General features: G+C 62.0%; 12 protein-coding genes and 1 pseudogene. 7 read left to right on the forward strand and 6 right to left on the reverse strand.

The genetic code is table 11. The features are described 5' to 3' along the window. Positions 1-187 precede the first annotated feature (187 nt). Together ACNQOP_RS19990 and ACNQOP_RS19995 are read right to left on the reverse strand one after the other, a co-directional pair. Positions 188-2,347: a beta-glucosidase family protein gene (locus ACNQOP_RS19990; RefSeq protein WP_284988092.1), complete on the reverse strand. Its 2,160-nt coding sequence runs from the start codon at positions 2,345-2,347 to the stop codon at positions 188-190. A 159-nt stretch (positions 2,348-2,506) separates the two neighbouring features. Then, positions 2,507-3,952: an MFS transporter gene (locus ACNQOP_RS19995; protein WP_284988091.1), complete on the reverse strand. Its 1,446-nt coding sequence runs from the start codon at positions 3,950-3,952 to the stop codon at positions 2,507-2,509. Between the two features lie 282 nt (positions 3,953-4,234). Between ACNQOP_RS19995 and ACNQOP_RS20000 the strand changes: the two genes are divergently transcribed. From ACNQOP_RS20000 to ACNQOP_RS20020, 5 genes and pseudogenes are all read left to right on the forward strand, one after another. Further along, on the forward strand, positions 4,235-5,182 hold the full coding sequence (locus ACNQOP_RS20000; protein WP_284988090.1) for an SGNH/GDSL hydrolase family protein: 948 nt from the start codon (positions 4,235-4,237) through the stop codon (positions 5,180-5,182). A gap of 385 nt (positions 5,183-5,567) precedes the next feature. Further along, positions 5,568-5,753 carry a hypothetical protein gene (locus ACNQOP_RS20005; RefSeq protein ID WP_284988089.1) on the forward strand — a complete coding sequence of 62 codons (186 nt, stop codon included), beginning with the start codon at positions 5,568-5,570 and terminating at the stop codon, positions 5,751-5,753. A 579-nt stretch (positions 5,754-6,332) separates the two neighbouring features. Further along, the gene (gene xylA / locus ACNQOP_RS20010) at positions 6,333-7,520 is read left to right on the forward strand and encodes a xylose isomerase (protein ID WP_284988088.1); all 1,188 of its coding nucleotides are present in this window, start codon (positions 6,333-6,335) and stop codon (positions 7,518-7,520) included. An 88-nt stretch (positions 7,521-7,608) separates the two neighbouring features. Then, positions 7,609-7,785 (forward strand): annotated as a pseudogene (locus ACNQOP_RS20015) (xylulose kinase); the annotation flags it as partial. A gap of 182 nt (positions 7,786-7,967) precedes the next feature. Continuing rightward, positions 7,968-8,879 (forward strand): aldose 1-epimerase family protein, encoded by a 912-nt coding sequence (locus ACNQOP_RS20020; RefSeq protein WP_416405522.1) that lies wholly within the window; start codon positions 7,968-7,970, stop codon positions 8,877-8,879. Between the two features lie 85 nt (positions 8,880-8,964). On the opposite strand, the gene ACNQOP_RS20025 is transcribed toward ACNQOP_RS20020, so the two are convergent. Together ACNQOP_RS20025 and ACNQOP_RS20030 are read right to left on the reverse strand one after the other, a co-directional pair. Next, positions 8,965-9,678 carry an SDR family NAD(P)-dependent oxidoreductase gene (locus ACNQOP_RS20025; protein ID WP_416405525.1) on the reverse strand — a complete coding sequence of 238 codons (714 nt, stop codon included), beginning with the start codon at positions 9,676-9,678 and terminating at the stop codon, positions 8,965-8,967. A 107-nt stretch (positions 9,679-9,785) separates the two neighbouring features. Continuing rightward, entirely contained in the window at positions 9,786-10,808 is a 1,023-nt protein-coding gene (locus ACNQOP_RS20030; RefSeq protein ID WP_284988085.1) for a Gfo/Idh/MocA family protein, read from the reverse strand. 592 nt (positions 10,809-11,400) lie between these two features. Here ACNQOP_RS20030 and ACNQOP_RS20035 point away from each other — a divergent pair. Together ACNQOP_RS20035 and ACNQOP_RS20040 are read left to right on the forward strand one after the other, a co-directional pair. Continuing rightward, on the forward strand, positions 11,401-12,210 hold the full coding sequence (locus ACNQOP_RS20035) for an SDR family NAD(P)-dependent oxidoreductase (protein ID WP_284988083.1): 810 nt from the start codon (positions 11,401-11,403) through the stop codon (positions 12,208-12,210). A 72-nt stretch (positions 12,211-12,282) separates the two neighbouring features. Continuing rightward, positions 12,283-13,113 carry an SDR family NAD(P)-dependent oxidoreductase gene (locus ACNQOP_RS20040; RefSeq protein WP_284988082.1) on the forward strand — a complete coding sequence of 277 codons (831 nt, stop codon included), beginning with the start codon at positions 12,283-12,285 and terminating at the stop codon, positions 13,111-13,113. A 227-nt stretch (positions 13,114-13,340) separates the two neighbouring features. On the opposite strand, the gene ACNQOP_RS20045 is transcribed toward ACNQOP_RS20040, so the two are convergent. Together ACNQOP_RS20045 and ACNQOP_RS20050 are read right to left on the reverse strand one after the other, a co-directional pair. Then, complete coding sequence (locus tag ACNQOP_RS20045) at positions 13,341-15,755, reverse strand: glycoside hydrolase family 2 TIM barrel-domain containing protein (RefSeq protein WP_284988081.1); 2,415 nt, start codon at positions 15,753-15,755, stop codon at positions 13,341-13,343. Positions 15,756-15,803: 48 nt separating this feature from the next. Beyond that, positions 15,804-17,969: a beta-glucosidase family protein gene (locus tag ACNQOP_RS20050; protein ID WP_284988080.1), complete on the reverse strand. Its 2,166-nt coding sequence runs from the start codon at positions 17,967-17,969 to the stop codon at positions 15,804-15,806. Positions 17,970-18,145 lie beyond the last annotated feature (176 nt).

Consider the following 18,145-nt stretch of genomic DNA (forward strand, 5'->3'; position numbering starts at 1 on the left):
GATCGAAGCGCCCAAAAACATTATTCCCGATCGGGGAAAAAAGCACCAGTAGATCTCGCATCCGGTTATGCGCACCTGGTTATTACGGTTCCGTGCTTGTACTGCGTCGACGGGGACGAGTCGAGCGGAGGGATATGGGCTTCGTACGCGCCTATCTTGAGTGCACCCCCGGCGGCCCATCCCGGGTCTAAGGCAGGCGAAGGCTTGTAACCGACGCTTTTGGATCACCGGAGTAGGCGCCCGCTTCCAGGACCGCCTCCGTGGCAGCCCACTCGAACCGCCCGTCGCTGCGGCGTTGCAGTGGGCGAAGAGAACCGGTCACCTCCATCGTCTTTGTCTCCCCTGGCGCCAGGTTCACGGGCTTGAAACCCAACAAAACACGCCGGGGAAACTCTTCTGCCTCGATCGACCCATAGAGCTGTACGACGTGACGGCCTGCGCGTTCTCCTGTGTTGGTGATCTGTGTTGTCACCTTCAGGCTCTCCCCGGCGATCTGCGTGAGGGTCAGGTCGCTGATGTCGAAGGTGGTGTAGGAGAGCCCGTATCCAAGTGGGAAAGCAGGGTTGTAGCCATCGCGGTCCAAGAGGCGCTGCCCGAACCAGCGGTCGTATGTGATACTGGTGGCATCCCGGTCGAAATAGGGCAAGTGCTCCTCCGTTGTTGGGATGGAGTAGGGAAGCCGCCCCCTTGCATCGACTTTCCCGTAGAGGACATCTGCGAGGGCATTCCCCCCCTCGGATCCTGAGTACCATCCCACGAGCATCGCCGGGACGGCGTCACGCCAGGATTCTGTGATGACGGCTCCTGCGGTGACGACAACGACCACGGTTTTTGGGTTGGCAGCCGCGGTTGCCCTGATGATTTCCTCATCCACGGGCCTTAGCCGCAGGCTTGCCCGGTCGCCGCCAACGGTGCTGCCCATGGCGCCTGCGGCTCCCATGAGGTTGCTCGGGTCCATGCCTTCAGGGAAGGGAGGGAACAGGGCAAGAATGTCCGGGTCCAGCATGCTATCCCCGCCGATGTATTCGCCTTCGTCTTCTGCGGTGTAGCCGACGATGACGATTGCCACCTCCGCCCTTTTCGCTGTCGCGGCGGCCGCTTGGGGGTCGTCTTCGAATGACGTGAAGAGCTGTGCTTCTGGAACGTTGTTCCGGAGTCCTTCGAATGCAGTAACTACCTCCGGGGAGCGGACAGATGATGATCCGTGGTCGCCGGTGTTGGGTAGATTGGCCAGCCTGCCGATCAGCGCGACCGAATTCGTCTTCTCTGGATTGAGGGGCAACACCGCGGCCCCTTCAACTGCATCGTTTTTCAGCAGGACCATGGACGTGGCCGCTGCTTCCCTTGCCAGGTTCCGGTGCTCGCTGCAGAAAATGACTTCCTTTGCGGGCTCTTCCTCACGGGCGGAGGCATAGTGTCGAAGCTGGGTGCGCAGGACCCGCTTTGCTGCCCGGTCGACGTGCTCCCAAGTCACCCGGCCGGATTCAAGGTCTGCGGGTAATTGCTGGGCCCGCTGCTGACGCATGGGCGCTTCAACGTCGAGCCCTGCGCGCAGCGACAATCCGGCGTCCCGGAATCCGGACACGAAGTCGGTGATCGTGACGCCTTCGAATTCCCATTCATTCCGGAGGGTCCCCTCAAGGAGGGTTTCGTTCTGGCCGGCCCATTCGCCGTTGACGGAGTTGTAGGACGTCATGATGCCGTCCACACCTTCCTCGACGACCCGGCGGAAGTGTGGGAGGAACGCCTCGTGGAGCGTTCGTTCGTCGGCCAGCACGTCGACTTTGAAGCGTGCATTCTCCATGGAGTTGAGGGCGTAGTGCTTAGCGACGGCCATGGCGTTGCGTTGGACGCCACGGACGAGTGCTGCGCCAAACTCGCCCAGGATATACGGATCCTCGCCGTAGGTTTCCTGTGCCCGGCCCCACGCGGGATGTCTTGGAAGATTGATGCATACACCACCGAAAAAGTTCCCTCCCTGAGCTCGCAGTTCACGGCCGATGGCGATGCCGATGCGCTCTTCCATCTCAACATCCCATGTAGCACCGCGCGCCATAGAAACGGGAAACGCCGTGGAGGCACCCATCACTACTCCACGGGGACCATCACTGAAACGCAGACCGGGAATGCCAAGACGTTTGATTTCGCCCATCACGATGGGTTTCAGGTTGTAGCCGGCGCTCATCTCTGCGATCCCGACCCAAAAATCTGAGTCACCATCGAGCAGCCACAGCTTCTCATCCCGTGTGAGCCGACCGAGAAGCTGCTCTGTTGCCATTTCCAGGTCAGCTCCTTGGCGGATGCTGTTGACCGCTTCGTTGAAGCTATTGGTTTGAGTGACTGGCATGATGCGGGTCCTTCTGGTGATGACGGGAGATGGCAGGGCCTTCATCCGAAGGGGCCCTGGTGGGCGCTCTACGGTGGGCGGGGGACGTGACGTTTAGGTTGTTTGGGAGACTGCCTCCGGCCGTCATGTTGGGGGTGACGGCCGGAGCAGGGGTGGTCTCTAGCGGGCGCGGCGGATTGGCAAGACCAGGAGGCCAGAGATGATGACGATGATGAAGGCGATTGGCCAGACGACGCCGTAGGAGCCTCCGACGACGGCGACTGCGGTGCCGGCGATGACCGGGGCGATGGCGTTGCCGAGGTTCTGTCCGACTGAGGACATTCCGAGGTCGCGGCCTGCTGCCTCGGGGTCGGGGAGCAGGTCGATGAACAGGGCCTGGTCAACGACGAGGAACACGCCAAGGCCGAGTCCGCCCAGTCCGGCCTGTATGAACATGGCAGGAAGAGAAGGCGAAATCCAGGGAACGATGAAGCCCAGTGCGATGATGACGGCCGCTGCGATCACGAAAGGCTTCCGACGTTGCAATTTGTCGGAGAGCTTCCCGGAAACGGCCATTCCGAGCATCGTGGCCGGTAGTGCGACCACCTGCAGGAGGGGGCTCATCTGTGCGGCTTCTGCCGCGCTGAGGGCTGGGGTGATGTAGCTCTGGAGCATGTAAATGCTGTAGGTGGTGCCGATGCCGAACCCGGTCCAGAGCAAGACCTTCGAGATCCAGGCCCACCGGTAGTCCCGGTCGCGCAGGGCGACGACGAACGAAGCAAAGATGGTGCCAATCCGGATTCCTCCGCGGGGCAGGTGCTTGGATGACCGGTCCCGGGCAAGGAAGAGCAGCGGGATGGTGAGCAGCAGAAGCGTCACGGCGAACGGGTAGTAGCTGGCAAGGCCGATGGCAGCAAAAAGCATTCCGGCCACCACCGCGCCGAGGATTGCCGCGAAGTACACCACCACTCCCGTGACCGCGGATACAGACCCTAGCCGCTCTTTGGGCACCCGGTCCGCTACCGTGGCCACGAGGGGACCCTGGGCATTACCGGCGACTTGAATGACAGACCAGGCAAGCACCAGGAGAAACAGGTTCGGCGCCAGCGGCATCAGCGTGATGCCGGCAGCTCCTACGACAGCACCGGCAGCGATATAGGGGGCGCGCCGGCCCCACTTTGTCCGGGTCAGGTCCGAAAGCGTCCCGATGATCGGGGACAAGACCATGCCCACGACCACACCTACCGAAGTCACCAACGACAGACCGGCAGCCCTTGAAGAGTTGAACTGCGCCAGGAGATCCAGCTGCTGCTGCTGCTCTGCGGACGGCGTTACGGCGCCGGAAGCAACTTGGCCACTCAAATTATTCAGTGCGGTCAGGTCAACACCACTGTCGGGCCCGAAGATCCGGGCGAACTCCAGGTTTTGAACCTGCAGCGGGAGTAAGACTGTCAGCACCGCACCCCACAGCAGTGAAAAGGCTACGCTTGCCAGTGCGTACGTGCTGACATAGCGGCGGTAAGGCCGCGTTTTCGGTTCATAGACGGGTGACAAATCATCCTTCGCCGACCCTGGCTCCACAGACGGAGCACCGGCCGCTCCTTGGGCTGCATTCACAGGTCCCATGTACAACTCCTTCGTTGATCGCCGCGGACATCTACCCGCGGAAGCATTCGCAAAACAATATTCCCGCTGCGGGAAAAAAGCAATAGCCAGGTGATAAAAAGTGCACCCGCTTCCTGCGGTGATAGTTCCTGCCCTCTCAGCGCCGCCAGGTCCAGTGCTGATGCTTACCTACCCCCCAGGCCCTTGACGATGCCCCAACAGCGAGCTAAATTTTCCCCACCCGGGAACAATTAAGATCGCGAAGTAGCGACTGGAGCTCGGCAATCCCAAGGAGATAGATCTATGCCTGCACGCCTCGGTGCTGTCCGCAAGGTGGCCGCCGCCTGCGCCGTCACCGCCCTGACCACTTTCTGCGCACCCCTGCCTGCCAACGCCGCGCCCCTCCCTGCGCCTGAGCCGACTGCCCGCTATGTTGCGCTTGGCAGCTCCTACGCGGCCGGCGGGAGCCTGGGACCTGCGGATCCCGCGGATTCTGGTGGGCGATGCGGACGGACCACTATCGCCTATCCATATCTCGTGGCTGAGCAGCTTCACTTAAACCTGACTAACGCGACATGCGGAGGTGCGTCTATTCCAAATATCGCGGCTACGCCCCAGCAGATCTGGAGCTGGAACGGCTCCAGCCAAACCGGCGAGCTGCAGATTAACGCCGTCACCGCTGACACAGATCTGGTGACCATCACCGTTGGCGGCAACGATGTTAACTACGTTGGCAACTTGATGGCCGAAGCCTGCCTAGGCGACCTCGCCGCAAATCCTCAGAGCGTGATCAGCAACCAGCTGAAGGTGTACGGTTTGTGCACTCCCGTGACGGATGCAGTAGTGCAAGCCCGCCTTGCTGGCATCCAGGATGCCCTGACCGCGACCGTGGACGCTGTCCAGAAGAAGGCTCCACGCGCGCGGGTCGTCCTTGTGGATTACCTGTCCGTTCTCCCCGACAATGGGATGCCCTGTCCTGCTGTGCCCATTCCTCAACAGCGTCAGAAGTTCCTTTTGAATGTGGCCCGCGGAATGAGCCTTGCCACGAAGCACGCCGCGCAGCAGACTGGAGCCGAACTCGTCGCCGTATCCAAGGACAGCCAGGGCCACGATGCGTGCTCAACTGATCCGTGGGTCACAGGGTATGACTTCTCCAAGGGTTTCGTCATGATGCACCCGAACGAAGCCGGCCATGCAGCAGTTGCGAAAGCCTTGGTGAACCAGCTAACGCACCCCGGCCTTAGCTTCTGACCGAATCGCTCTAAAGACGGTGGCGCCAAGAAAATCTGGCGTCACCGTCTTGATCATCACTCGAAAGAATGCCCGGAGATTACCGCAGCAGGGTATGCGGCACCTCCACGCTGACCTAAGCGCCAGGCTGCCGAACCCAACAAAGCCCCTGTACTCCCCAATGCCGATACCAGCACGTTCCCGAAATGAATTCTCAGCAAGGGATCAAGAACGGCGAGGTGCCCGCCTAGGATCACCAACGTGCAAGTGCGACCCGCGCCGAGGATGCCCCGGTCAAGCCATGACAGGAAGCTGCCGTTCAACCACCGACAGGGCCCGCACCTCACCCCTTCAGCAGTAACCCCAGTAGTACGGACAAAGTCAATGAGCGGCTGCATCGGGCTGCATGTCACGCGAGCTGGCGACGTGGGCGATGGCGTCCCGTCCGGTCATCCTTTACAGGGATCCCCTCCCACCGCACCAGGCAGTCAGAAAAATCAATCCCTACGTGACCCACCCCGCCGGCGTGGCGATCAGCGCTGAGAAATTCACGGCAGATAACGAGACCGCCGCCGATACCCACCCCACCTAAAACGAACATTGAATGGATGTCGGATTGATGGCCCTTTTCGGCCGGGGCTGCGGCATTGGCCTCATTTCAGAGGGCCAGACCCGGGTTCTCGCGTCCTCGGACCTTACGCAAGAACAGGGTCCCGGCCAGACTGACGACACTAACTTGAGGTAGTCAACGTTAATTTCTGCGCCGTGGACGGCTTTGTTGGGTTTCAACTCCAGCTCCACTCTCGGCCGGCCCTGCGACTGTTGATTTAGCTCACCTCAGCGATAAGGCCATTTGAGATTTGGCCGAGCGCAAGGCCTGAAATGGAGGCCTTTGCCAGCCCGGCCAGCGCGGGAATCTGAATGCGGCTGCGACGACTGGCAGGTCAGGTTTCAGCCATACTGCCAAGCACCCGCGCCGAGATCCACCCGTACAGCCTCGATATGTCCAGCCCGGCCAGCGCCCCGGATACCAGCATCCATTGATGTCATCGCCAGTTGACTCCTCCACGCGTGCCCGGACTGACATTGACCCTAACACGGGTCATCAATATAGTTCAGGTCATAAACTATTTTGCTGCCGCAGCAGCCCCCTTTACTCCAAGGACGCAATATGACTACCTCCCCCACACCCCAGGACCGCTTCACCTTTGGACTCTGGACTGTCGGTTGGACCGGCGCCGATCCCTTTGGTGTAGCGACCCGCCCGGCCTTGGACCCGGTGGAGGCAGTACACAAGCTCAGTGAGCTTGGCGCCTACGGCATCACGTTCCACGACAACGACCTGATTCCGTTTGATGCCTCGGCCTCCGAACGGGACCTCATCCTCAAGAACTTCAAGGCGGCTTTGGCTGAGACCGGCCTGAAGACGCCCATGGTCACCACCAATCTGTTCAGCCACCCTGTTTTCAAGGACGGCGGCTTCACCTCGAACGACCGCTCGATCCGCCGCTTCGCCCTGAGCAAGATCCTGCGCAACATCGACCTCGCCGCCGAGCTTGGTGCGGAAACCTTCGTCATGTGGGGCGGCCGCGAAGGCAGCGAATATGACGGATCCAAGGACCTCTCGGCGGCCCTGGACCGCATGAAGGAAGGCGTGGACACCGCGGCCGGCTACATCAAGGAGAAGGGCTACGGCCTCCGGATCGCGCTGGAACCCAAGCCGAACGAACCGCGCGGTGACATCTTCCTCCCCACCGTCGGCCACGGCCTGGCGTTCATCGCCCAACTGGAGCATGGCGACATTGTGGGCCTGAACCCGGAGACGGGCCACGAACAGATGGCCGGGCTGAACTTCACCCACGGCATTGCCCAGGCACTGTGGGCGGGCAAGCTCTTCCACATCGACCTCAACGGCCAGCGCGGCATCAAGTACGACCAGGACCTCGTCTTCGGCCACGGCGACCTGACCAGCGCCTTCTTCACCGTGGACCTCCTGGAGAACGGCTTCCCCAACGGCGGACCCAAGTACGACGGCCCCCGGCACTTCGACTACAAGCCATCCCGCACGGACGGCTACGACGGCGTCTGGGAATCAGCCAAGTCCAACATGTCCATGTACCTCCTGCTGAAGGAACGCGCCCTGGCCTTCCGGGCAGATCCGGAAGTCCAGGAAGCCCTTGCCGCCTCAGGTGTCTTCGAATTGGGTGAGCCCACCTTGAATGCCGGCGAGAGCACCGCTGACCTGCTCGCTGACGCCAGCGCGTTCGAAACGTTCGACGCCGACAAGGCCGCCGAGCGCTCCTTCGCCTTCGTCCGACTCAACCAGCTGGCCATCGAGCACTTGCTCGGCTCCCGCTAGGCCACACCCACCCACCACAGTCCCGACACCGGGCTCCGCAAGGTCTGCTTGCAGGGCCCGGTGCCGGTTCGCCAAAGGAACAAAACGCATGCCTCTCGTAGCCGGGATCGACAGCTCCACCCAGTCGTGCAAAGTGGTCATCCGCGACTCCGCCACCGGCGCCTTGGTCCGTCAAGGCCGGGCGCCCCACCCTGAGGGCACGGAGGTCCACCCCGATCACTGGTGGACAGCCCTCCAGGAAGCTGCAGTTCAGCTATTGGGTATGGGTATCACCATCCCCCAGCCCGGCGAATACGTCGCCGTCGGGGCGGCGCGCCAGGCTGCCGCAGCCCTAACGGGGAGCTCTCCTGACTGGCCACTGAAGGTTGTCGAACGTAGCGCAGTTGCAGACACTGCGCAGGTGCTCTCCAGGTACCGCGGCTATGCACGCGTTGACGCCTGATGTATATGTCGGACGCAACGGTAAACGAGTACGCGATCAGATCCGGCAGCTACACTGCCACCGTGAGTGCAGCAGGAGCCACGCTGCTGAACCTGCGGTTCAGCGGAAGGGAGTTGGTCCTTCCCTCCCGCACGGGACATCCAACTCCGGACTATAGGGGAATCATCGCATCGCCCTGGCCAAACCGCATTGCGGACGGGCGCTACACCTTTGACGGCACCGCCCTGGAACTGCCGCGTAACGAGGAGGCCCGCGGCAACGCCCTGCACGGCCTGGTGTTCGACAGGGCGTGGAAGCCGGTGCTCCACGAGGACATGGCGGTGATTCTCGCCACGACTGTTTCTGCCTCTAAGGGATATCCGTTCAGCCTGCAGTTGACTGCCGAGTACCAGCTGACACCTGAGGGCCTTAAGATCGCCTTGACCGCCAAAAACACGGGTACATCCGCGGCTCCATACGGCGCATGTCCCCACCCATATCTGGTCGCCGGACCGTCTCCCTTGGACCAGTGGATTCTGCAGTTTGGTGCTGAGCGGTTCCTCGACGTCACCGCAGACCGGCTGCTACCGACCGGGGAGCGCGCCGTGCACGGCCATGCCTTCGACTATGGCGATCCCCGGCCCATCGGTTCGACGGTCATGGACCACGCATTTACGGGACTTCACTTCGACGATTCCGGCCGCGCCGGGCTGACGCTCTGGGATCCTACCGGTGTTGGGGTGGGAATGTCCTGGGACCGCAGCTGCCCGTGGCTTCAACTGCACACGGCCGACCGTACACCACCCCTGTCCACCCGGTTGGGTCTGGCTGTAGAACCAATGAGCTGCCCCCCGAATGCCTTCAACAGCGGAAAGGACCTAATCCGACTTCTACCCGGGGAGGAACACGTGCTCAACTGCACTATTTTCGCCCTGTAGCTGCGCAAGCAGTGTTCCCTTACCCCTGTTACGTTGAGGCCCTACCTTGTTCTGGGCCGGTGGTCTCCGACCGCCAGCGCCTCCTCTAAATCTTTCTCCAGGTGCCATCGGTGCCAATAAGGGCTCCATTTATCTCACAGCTTTCGTCACTGAGTAGGAAGCTGATGTGCTCGGCAACCTGCACAGCGGTTGGAGGCAGCGACGGAGTCAGCATCCTTGGTGTACGAAGTCCTTTCAGGATGCCATGTGAGCGCAGCAAAGAAGCGTCCGGCAGGGAGGGACTGGGGGATACGGCGTTGAAGCGCAAGCCCTGGCCGCCAAAAGCCAAGGCCGAGTTTCTGGTCAACCCGAGCACAGCATATTTCGAGGCGGTGTAGGCAGCCCCCGCCGAGGATTCAATCAACCCCGGCTCGGAAGCGATGTAAACGACGGACCCGCGCCCAGCAGCAAACATCATCGGCAGAACTGCGCGGGTGAGGTGCATCGGAGCTGTGACGTTCACTTGAAAGACTCGTTCCCACAGCTCATCGTCGATGGCGTGAATAGGGGCGAAGTTATCGACGGCACCGGCGATGTTCGCCAACCCGTCCACCTGCCCAGCAGCAGCAACGGCCACCGCGACGGTTTCAATGCTGGCAACATCGCCCGGAACGGGTACCAGGTCCAAGCCGGGATTTTGTGCCACCAGGTAGTCGAGACGTTCCTCATTGATATCCACGGCTATGACGCGACCCCCCTGGCTGGCTATATGCAGTGCCGTTGCCTGCCCGGTCCCCGCTGCAGCACCAGTGACAATGATCGTCTTGTCTGCAAACTGTCCCCTGCCGCAAGGCCTCTTGTGATCAGCTGCGGCGTCGACGGTGGCCTCCTGCTGTGGGCTAAGGGTGTTTCGGGTGGCCATGGTGGCTACTTGAGTGCTCTGACAGGGCTGGATGGTCTGACAGGAAGTCCCGCTGCCTCGTAAAGGGCGTCGATTGCCCGCAACTGGGCAACAGCTTCGCGGGCGCCCGTCTGGACCACCCCGCCACGTATTGCATCTCTAAAGGCTTCCAACTGGTAGTCGTATGTAGAACGCCGGTCCGGACGTTCCGTGCGCGAGCCGCAAATACCTTCTATGCGGATTTTTCCGCCCAATTGCGGGTGAGTGGGTGTGCCGACACGCATACGGCCTTTGGAGCCTTGAACTTCGAGACGCGAGGCCAGCAGGGTCCTGGACCAGAGCGAGGACATCAACGTCGACTTGACTCCCCCGACATGGGTCAGCTGCCCTTCCAGCCGGGCGTCGATGGCTCCCCGCGTCTTTGCAGTGGCCTGTACCTCGCTGGCCTCGCCAAACAAGTCGCGAAGCAGCCTCAACGGGTAGTAGCCGAGGTCGAGCAGACCGCCACCGCCTAAAGCGAAGTTCCACCGTATATCCCTTCCAGGCGGAATTGGGGCACAGGCATAGGCATTTGCACGCCAGATCTCCCCCAACTCGCCCGATTCAAGAATCTCGTGCAGTCTTTTCCGCAGCGGGTGGTAATGCGAGTGGTAAGCCTCCATCAGGACGAAGGAGGACGTCGCAGCAACTGATGCCACTTCCTCCGCCGCCGTTGCGTTGCTTGTAAACGGCTTTTCGCAGAGCACATGTTTTCCCGCGCTTAGGGCTTCTACAATCCATTGAGCGTGCAGAGCAGAGGGAAGAGGGATATACACGGCATCGATGTTCGGATCATCCAACAGTTGCGCATATGACGAATGCACCCTGGCTATGTGGTGCTTGGCCGCGTAATGGGCCGCACGTTCCGGGACCCGCGCCGCTATGGCAGTTACCTGGATCCCGTCGACCCGTGAACTTGGGCGCAGGAGTGCCTCCTTCACGATGGTGGCCGCTCCCAGCACACCGACGCGGATCGGATCCTGCGATGAATTCGGCGACTCTGTCGTCATGTCCGCTCCTTTGGGGGGTGAGTAGAGGCAGGGTGCAGGCGCTTCAGTATTGCCCGACAGTCCGCGGGAACCCGGCGGCCATTTCACACCGCCTTGCGAACCAGTTCCCCACAGCGGGCCAGTCCATCTAGGCGGAGCCATCACCGGGCACATTGGCTACAGGCACATCCCAGTCGCTCTGCGTCGCCGCAGTTTGAAATTACTCTCTGGGAATCGCCGGCAAGTTTTTCCCATGCGGGAAAAACTGTAGACGCACCCGCCTGATTTCGTCAATGCCCAGCGGCCCCGGCGGCCGCCCTGGGCTACGCGGAATCCCGCCGGCTTGCTGTACCCGGGTTGACTTGCAAGGCCAGCGCGGCTAAATTTTCCCCAGCCCGGGAAATATATGCATCCTGTCCTGGCGCTGCACGCACTGCTTCGGAAAAGGTAAGCGCAAACTCGGCAACTCCCAACCAAACCAGCAGCGACCAGGCTCCGGAAGGCTTCAGCACAATCGTCCTGGCAGCGTTCTCGGGACCGGGCGCTACACGACTCAGAAGCAACCACCCGGCCGGAGAGACATACCCAGGAATCTTCAAAGGGGATTTTATCAATGGAATTAAAGAACAAGGTTTTCGCGGTTACCGGTGGCGGCAACGGCATCGGGCGCGAAGTCGTTCTCGAACTGCTGCGACGGGGAGCGCGCGTCGCGGCTGTGGACCTCAATCAGTCCGCCTTAAGGGAAACTGCCTCCCTTGCCGGCGCACCCGCCGGTGCGCTGTCGTTGCACACCGTGAACATCACGGACCGCGCAGCCGTGCAGACACTCCCTGAAGAACTTCTCAAGGAGCACAACCAGATAGATGGCCTGATCAACGTAGCTGGGATCATCCACCGGTTTGTTCCCCTCATGGAACTATCGATCGAGGAAATTGAACGGGTCATGTCCGTCAACTTCTGGGGCACCGTGTACATGGTCAAGGCGTTCCTCCCCACGTTGCTCGAACGCCCGACTGCCAGTCTTGTTGACGTCTCCAGCATGGGAGGACTCGTTCCCTCCCCGGGCCAAGGCGCCTACGGGGCAAGTAAGGCGGCCGTGAAGCTATTCACCGAGACGCTCTACGCGGAACTGCGGGATACCAACCTCAAGGTCACCGTCGTCTTTCCCGGCGGTGTCGGAACGGACATTCTGGGGAACTCAGGAGTGACCCTCGACACCTCAAAACTGACGCTGCCGAATGGGAAACCACCGAAAACAACGTCACCCCTGGATGCCGGACGGCAGATCGTCGACGCGGTCGCGTCCGAATCGTTCCGTGTCCTCATAGGTGCCGACGCCCGCGGCGTTGACCGCCTCGGACGTCTTTCCCCAACCCGGACCATTGACATGGTCGCGGACCGGGTTAAGGCACTGATCGGCTGAACGGCTCGAACGGGCGTCGGCGGTTCCTCAGAACATCCGCCGCGTCCATAACCACTTCAAAAGGAGATTCGGATGAATACAGCAGCAACCACCGGTCTGGACCTTGCAGGCAAAGTCGCAGTCGTTACAGGTGCAACGTTGCGGCAGCTTGGGGTAGGCATTGGTGGAGCCACCGCGCGCATGATGGCCGGGAGGGGGGCAAAGGTGGTTGTCGCGGACCTCGAAGAAGATGCTGCGCAGGCGTTGGCGGAAGAGATTAGCGCAGCAGGAGGCGAAGCGATCGCACATCGTCTGGACCTCAGTGATCCGGACAGTATCAAGACCTTGTTTGAGCGTGCGGTTTCTGCCTACGGTACCGTCGATATCCTGCACAACAATGCCGCCGCCGTCCTGGCGAAAGACACCACCCTTATCGATCTGGAGATCGACGTGTGGGATGCAATGTTCAACATCAATGTCCGGGGTTATGCCCTTGCCTCCCAGCACGCCGTGAAGCTCATGCTGCAGAACGGAGGAGGGGCGATTGTAAACACATCCTCCGTCTCCGCCCTGGGCGGTGACATCACGCGGGTGGCCTACGGTGCCTGCAAAGCGGCAATCAATGCGCTCACCATTTACACCGCAACCCAGTACGGCCGGCAGGGAATCCGATGCAATGCCGTGTGCCCTGGCTTTACGCTGAGCGCATCAGCCAAGGGTGGAATTACCGACGACGCACTCGAGATTCTGGGCCGGCATACCCTAACCCCGTATCTGGGCACGCCGGAGCACTTGGCGGAGGTTGTCACGTTCCTTGCCTCCCCCGCCGCTGCCTACATCACCGGGCAGATCATTTCTGTCGATGGCGGGCTTTTAAGCCACCACCCCCAGACGCACGACCAGCTTGTCGCCGCGGGCGCCTGAAAAGAACCCTGCAGCGAATAAAGAGAGCTTAAATATTGCTAGGGGCCTGGAATCCGACAGTACCGGATCCCAGGCCCCTCGGTTTAAGGCTTTGGGCGGAACGCCTGGGCATAACAGGTGGGTGGCGGGTCCATGGCAGATGGGTCCCGCATCTTCCTGTAAGTCACCGCTAGCGGCGCTGCCTCTTCCCGTATCCCTGGTCAAGGCAGTGCCGCCAGATGCAGCGCTTAGATGGCCTTAATGATTGTTTCCACCGCCACGAACTTCTCGGACTCGATGCTGACCCTGATCTCTCCCGGACCGGTCGGGCGGATGATGGCAAGCGCCTGGCCGAGGAAGGTTGTGCAGACCGATGACGCATAGTCCTCTTCCGATTTTGGATCGGCACTGCCAAGACCCTGGAGGACGCCGTTGCCGCTGACTGTCACCGTCACAGCCGCATTGTCCAGAACGTCAATGATGCCGGCGTCGTCGGCGATACTGATGGTGACGAAGGCGAGGTCGTTTTCGTCGGCGCGGATTTCGGTCCGGTCCGGTGTTGCTTTCAGCCCGATAGTGCCCGTGGCGGACCGCAGAATTTCGCGAGCTGTCTCCTGGCCGTTGCGATAGGCGACAGCGACGAGCTCGCCGGGCTGATAGTCCACCTGGAAAACTGCCATGAACCGGTTGATTTTACCGGCCGGGGCGCGGCCGACGCTCTGACCGTTGAGGAGCAGTTCAATTTCCTCGGCATCGGAGTACACCTCGATGGTCATCGGGGTGCCTTCGTAGCCGCCCCACGCCCAGCTGCTGACGCTGTCACTCCAGGTGTATAGGGAGGCTTTGAGGCTTTCCTTGTCGGCGATGTCGGGTCGGTGGACTGCGATGTACGGTGTGGTCCGCAACCCCCAGACCACTTCACGCCAGTAGGAGAGCGTACGGCGCTGGCCGGTGACGCCGTGGTCGGCAGTCATGGACAGGCGCCAAGGGTAGTTCCCGAAGAAACCTTCTTCGGCGGGCTTGTCCGCCCCGAGGCCAGCTTCGCCGATGTATTCCCAGGCCGTCCAGCTGAACTCCCCGATGACCTGAGGGTGGCGTTTGACGTAGTCCCATACTTCATCGAGCTTGTTGGGCAGGCCCTCTGTGCCGACCAGCAGCCGCTGGGGGTGCTGTTTCATGTCCAGCTCGTAGCGGCCGTAGGCGTAGTTGTAGCCTGGGATGTCTACCTGGGACATCGCTTCTTCGAGCCGCTCTGTGGCGAGGTCGGATGCGACCAGGTCCTTTGTCAATTCTCCGAAGTCGCGCATAAAGGAGTTGACTCCGCCGGCGTCGTCGGCCTGCTGACCGACCTGGGCTTTGAGGTCGTGGAGAACGGTCATCATGGGGTTGATGGCGTTAGTGACGGGGCGGGTGTCATCAAGGGTTTTGATGAAGTCGACCATGTCCCGGCCGTGGATGGCGCCCCAGGTGTTGCCGGTATCGGAGACCTCGTTGCCGATGGAGTACATGATGACGCTTGGGTGGTTGTAGTCCCGCTCCAGCATCTCGGTGAGGTCGCGGCGCCACCATTCATTCATGTCTACGCCGTAGCCGAAGCCGAGTCCGGAGGAGGTCCAGCCGTCGGTGAACTCGTCGAGGACCAGCATGCCGAGCCTGTCGCAGGCGTCGAGCATTGCGGCGCTGACGGGGTTGTGGGCGGAGCGGATGGCGTTGTAGCCGGCCTCTTTGAGGAGTTCAACGCGGCGTTCCTCGGCGCGGGCGATGGTGGCGGCGCCGATCAGGCCATTGTCGTGGTGGATGCAGCCGCCGCGTAGTTTCACTGTTTCACCGTTGATGCGCATGCCGTGCCGCACGTCCCACTCCAGCGTTCTGATGCCGAAGCTGGTTTCAACGGTTTCGCCAGCGCTGTTGCTGGGTTCCAGGCGGGTCCGGCAGGTGTATAGCGACGGGGAGTCGACGCTCCAGCGCTCAGGAGCGTCTACAGTGAACTGCTGGCGCAGCCGCGCGGACTCCAGCGGGCGTACCGCAAGGGAAGCCGACTCGGCCGAGACGACCGCGCCGGACTTGTCCACGAGTTCGGTGACGACCTTGACGGTGTGCAGTTCCTTGGAGTCGTTTTGGAGCTCGGTGATGACCCCGATGACCGCTGTTTCTGCATCGGCGCTGATGGTGCGGATTTTGACGCCGTTCCGTGCAACGTGCAGGGGCGGGCCGACAAGAAGGTGAGTGTCCCGGTAAATTCCCAAGCCGGAGTACCAACGGGCGTCGAAGTGGTTGCGGCACTCCACTCGGATTTCGTTGTCGCCGTCGCGCAGGTAGGGGTCAATCCGGACCGAGAAGGGGATGTATCCGTACGGACGCTGGCCGACGAAGGTGTCGTTGACGTAAATCATCGCGCCACGGTAGACGCCGTCGAACTGGATCTCGACCCGCCCTTCCCGGTAGCCCTCCGGCGCGTGGAAGGTCTTGACGTATTCGATGACGTCTTCGCCGTAGTATCCGGTGAGGCCCCCCGGCTGGTTGTTGGCGGAGCGGGGCTGGGAAATTAGCCAGTCGTGGGGCAGCGTGACCGGAACCGGCGCCTGGGCCTGGCCCATGATCTCGAGGAAGGGGCTGGTTTGGCGGCGGACACCCCAGCCGTGATTGAAGGATATTTTCTGCATCGTTGTTTTCCTTGCGTGTCATTGTTCCGTCGGTCGTTGACGGGTTGCTCAGGGCAGGTGAAGTGAAGCAGTGGCAGCGTTTGGGTCGCCGGAGAAGGCGCCTGCTTCCAGGGTTGCTTCGGCGGCGGCCCAGGAGAAACCGCCGTCTACCCAGCGCTGCAGGGGCCGCAGGGAACCTTCCACCGTGACGGTGGCTGTTTGGCCTGATTCCAGGTGGACGGGCGTGAAACCGATCAGAACCCTTGAGGGGAAGTCTTCCGCCTTGGTCGTGGCGTAGAGCTGGACGACATGACGGCCGGCGCGGTTGCCGGTGTTGGTAACGCGGACGGAGGCTGCCAAAGACTCCCCCGATACACTAGTAACGGACAGTTCTGTGGTCTTGAAGCTTGTATAGGAGAGTCCGTAGCCGAGGGGGAATGCGGCGGAGCGCCCGTCGCGGTCCAGCAACCGCTGGCCGAACCATCGGTCATACGTAATGCTGCTGGCACCACGGTCGAAGTAGGGCAGGTGTTCCTCTGTGGTGGGGATCGAATAGGGCAGTCGGCCGCTGGCATCCACTGCGCCGGTCAGGACGTCGGCCAGGGCGTGTCCTCCCTCGACGCCGCTGTACCAGCCGATCAGCAGGGCGGGCACCTTTGAGCGCCAGGCCTCGGTGATGACAGCACCGGCAGTGACTATTACGACGATGGTGCGGGGATTGGCCTGTACCGCCGCCTTGATGATGGCCTCATCGATGGGGCGAAGCCGAAGGCTTTCGCGGTCGCCGCCCTCAGCGGTGCCCATGGCCCCGGCTGCTCCTGACAGGTCCGACGGATCCAAACCCTCGGGCAAGGGGGGAAACACGGCGAGGATGGCGGGGTCAGACATGCCTTCTGAACCGATGAATTCGCCTTCGTCCTGCGCCGTGTAGCCGACGACTACGACGGCGATGTCAGCTCGGGCTGCAGCTGCTGCGGCTGCGTCGGCATCATCGTCCAGGACCGAGAGGATGCTGGCTGCCGGGATCGCAGTTCTGATGCCGTCCAGGGCGGTGGCAACCTCGGGCGAGCGGACGTTTGAGGATCCTTGGTCCCCGGTGTTGGGCAGGTTGGTGAGCCGCCCGATCAGGGCCACGGACGCAATCTCGTCTGCCTTCAGGGGCAGCAAGGGTGTTCCGTCGACGGGCTCATTCTTTAGTAGCACCATCGATGTGGCGGCGACTTTTCGGGCCAGGGCGCGGTGTTCCTTGCTGAGGATGACGTCGGGGCCGGGTTCCTCGATGTTCCTGGCGGCGTAATGGGCGAGCTGGGTGCGGAGGATGCGTCGCGCTGCCCGGTCTACATGGTCCCAGGTGACGCGGCCGGATTCCAGCTCTGCGGGCAGCCGGTGGGCTCGTTGTTGACGCATGGGCGCTTCGACGTCCAGGCCGGCCCGCAGCGACAGTGCGGCGTCGCGGAGCCCGAAGACAAAGTCGGACAGAGTCACGCCGTCGAAGCCCCACTGGCGCCGGAGGATGTCCTCCATGAGGGTTTCGTTTTGGCCGGCCCATTCGCCGTTTACGGAGTTATAGGAGGTCATGATGCCGTCGACGCCTGCTTCGACGACCCGGCGGAAGTGCGGAAGAAATACCTCGTGCAGTGTGGCGTCGTCGGCCTTGACGTCGACTTTGAAGCGGGCGTTCTCCATCGAGTTCAGGGCATAGTGCTTGGCAATGGCCATCGCGTCCGGGTGGATGCCCCGGACGAGGGCGGCGCCGAATTCACCCAGCAGGTAAGGGTCTTCACCATAGCTTTCCTGGGCCCGGCCCCAGGCTGGGTGGCGAGGAAGGTTGATGCAAACGCCGCCGAAGAAGTTTGCGCCCTGTGCGCGCATTTCCCGACCGATGGCCGCGCCGATTTGCTCTTCCAGCTCAGGGTCCCAGGTCGCTCCGCGGGCCATGGACACGGGAAAAGCGGTGGACTCGCCCATCACGACGCCGCGGGGGCCATCGCTGAACCGCAGCCCGGGGATTCCGAGCCGGGCGATTTCGCCCATGACGATAGGTCTGCGGTTATATCCCGCGCTCATCTCTGCCATGCCGGACCAGAACTCGGCGTCGCCGTCGAGGAGCCATAGTTTCTCGTCCTGCGTCAGTTGTCCCAGAAGCTGGTCAGCCTCTTCCGACAGGTGGCCGCCGTTGCGGATGCGGGCGACAGCCTCATTAAATGTTTCCGTTTGGGTTGCTGTTGTTGGCATGTTTCGTCCTTGGGATTCTTTTCTGCCCCCAGTCCTGTAGTGGCGGGCGGACAGGGGCGGGGGGGGCGGGCGGGGGGGCCGGGGGGGGGGGGGCGGGGGGGGGGGGGGGGAGGGGGTGTGGGTGGGTGGGGGGGGGGGGGTTTGAGAGGGGGGCGGGGGGTGGGGGGGGGTGGGGG

Source organism: Arthrobacter sp. LFS091, assembly GCF_047977885.1.
GTDB lineage: Bacteria > Actinomycetota > Actinomycetes > Actinomycetales > Micrococcaceae > Arthrobacter.

Bases quoted from the DNA above. Each gene is read 5' to 3' on its own strand.
- ACNQOP_RS20000 (WP_284988090.1), top strand. From the start codon at position 4,235: ATGCCTGCACGCCTCGGTGCTGTCCGCAAGGTGGCCGCCGCCTGCGCC.
- ACNQOP_RS20005 (WP_284988089.1), top strand. From the start codon at position 5,568: ATGTCACGCGAGCTGGCGACGTGGGCGATGGCGTCCCGTCCGGTCATC.
- ACNQOP_RS20050 (WP_284988080.1), bottom strand. From the start codon at position 17,969: ATGCCAACAACAGCAACCCAAACGGAAACATTTAATGAGGCTGTCGCC.
- ACNQOP_RS20045 (WP_284988081.1), bottom strand. From the start codon at position 15,755: ATGCAGAAAATATCCTTCAATCACGGCTGGGGTGTCCGCCGCCAAACC.
- xylA (WP_284988088.1), top strand. From the start codon at position 6,333: ATGACTACCTCCCCCACACCCCAGGACCGCTTCACCTTTGGACTCTGG.
- ACNQOP_RS20040 (WP_284988082.1), top strand. From the start codon at position 12,283: ATGAATACAGCAGCAACCACCGGTCTGGACCTTGCAGGCAAAGTCGCA.
- ACNQOP_RS20030 (WP_284988085.1), bottom strand. From the start codon at position 10,808: ATGACGACAGAGTCGCCGAATTCATCGCAGGATCCGATCCGCGTCGGT.
- ACNQOP_RS20020 (WP_416405522.1), top strand. From the start codon at position 7,968: ATGTCGGACGCAACGGTAAACGAGTACGCGATCAGATCCGGCAGCTAC.
- ACNQOP_RS20035 (WP_284988083.1), top strand. From the start codon at position 11,401: ATGGAATTAAAGAACAAGGTTTTCGCGGTTACCGGTGGCGGCAACGGC.
- ACNQOP_RS19990 (WP_284988092.1), bottom strand. From the start codon at position 2,347: ATGCCAGTCACTCAAACCAATAGCTTCAACGAAGCGGTCAACAGCATC.
- ACNQOP_RS19995 (WP_284988091.1), bottom strand. From the start codon at position 3,952: ATGGGACCTGTGAATGCAGCCCAAGGAGCGGCCGGTGCTCCGTCTGTG.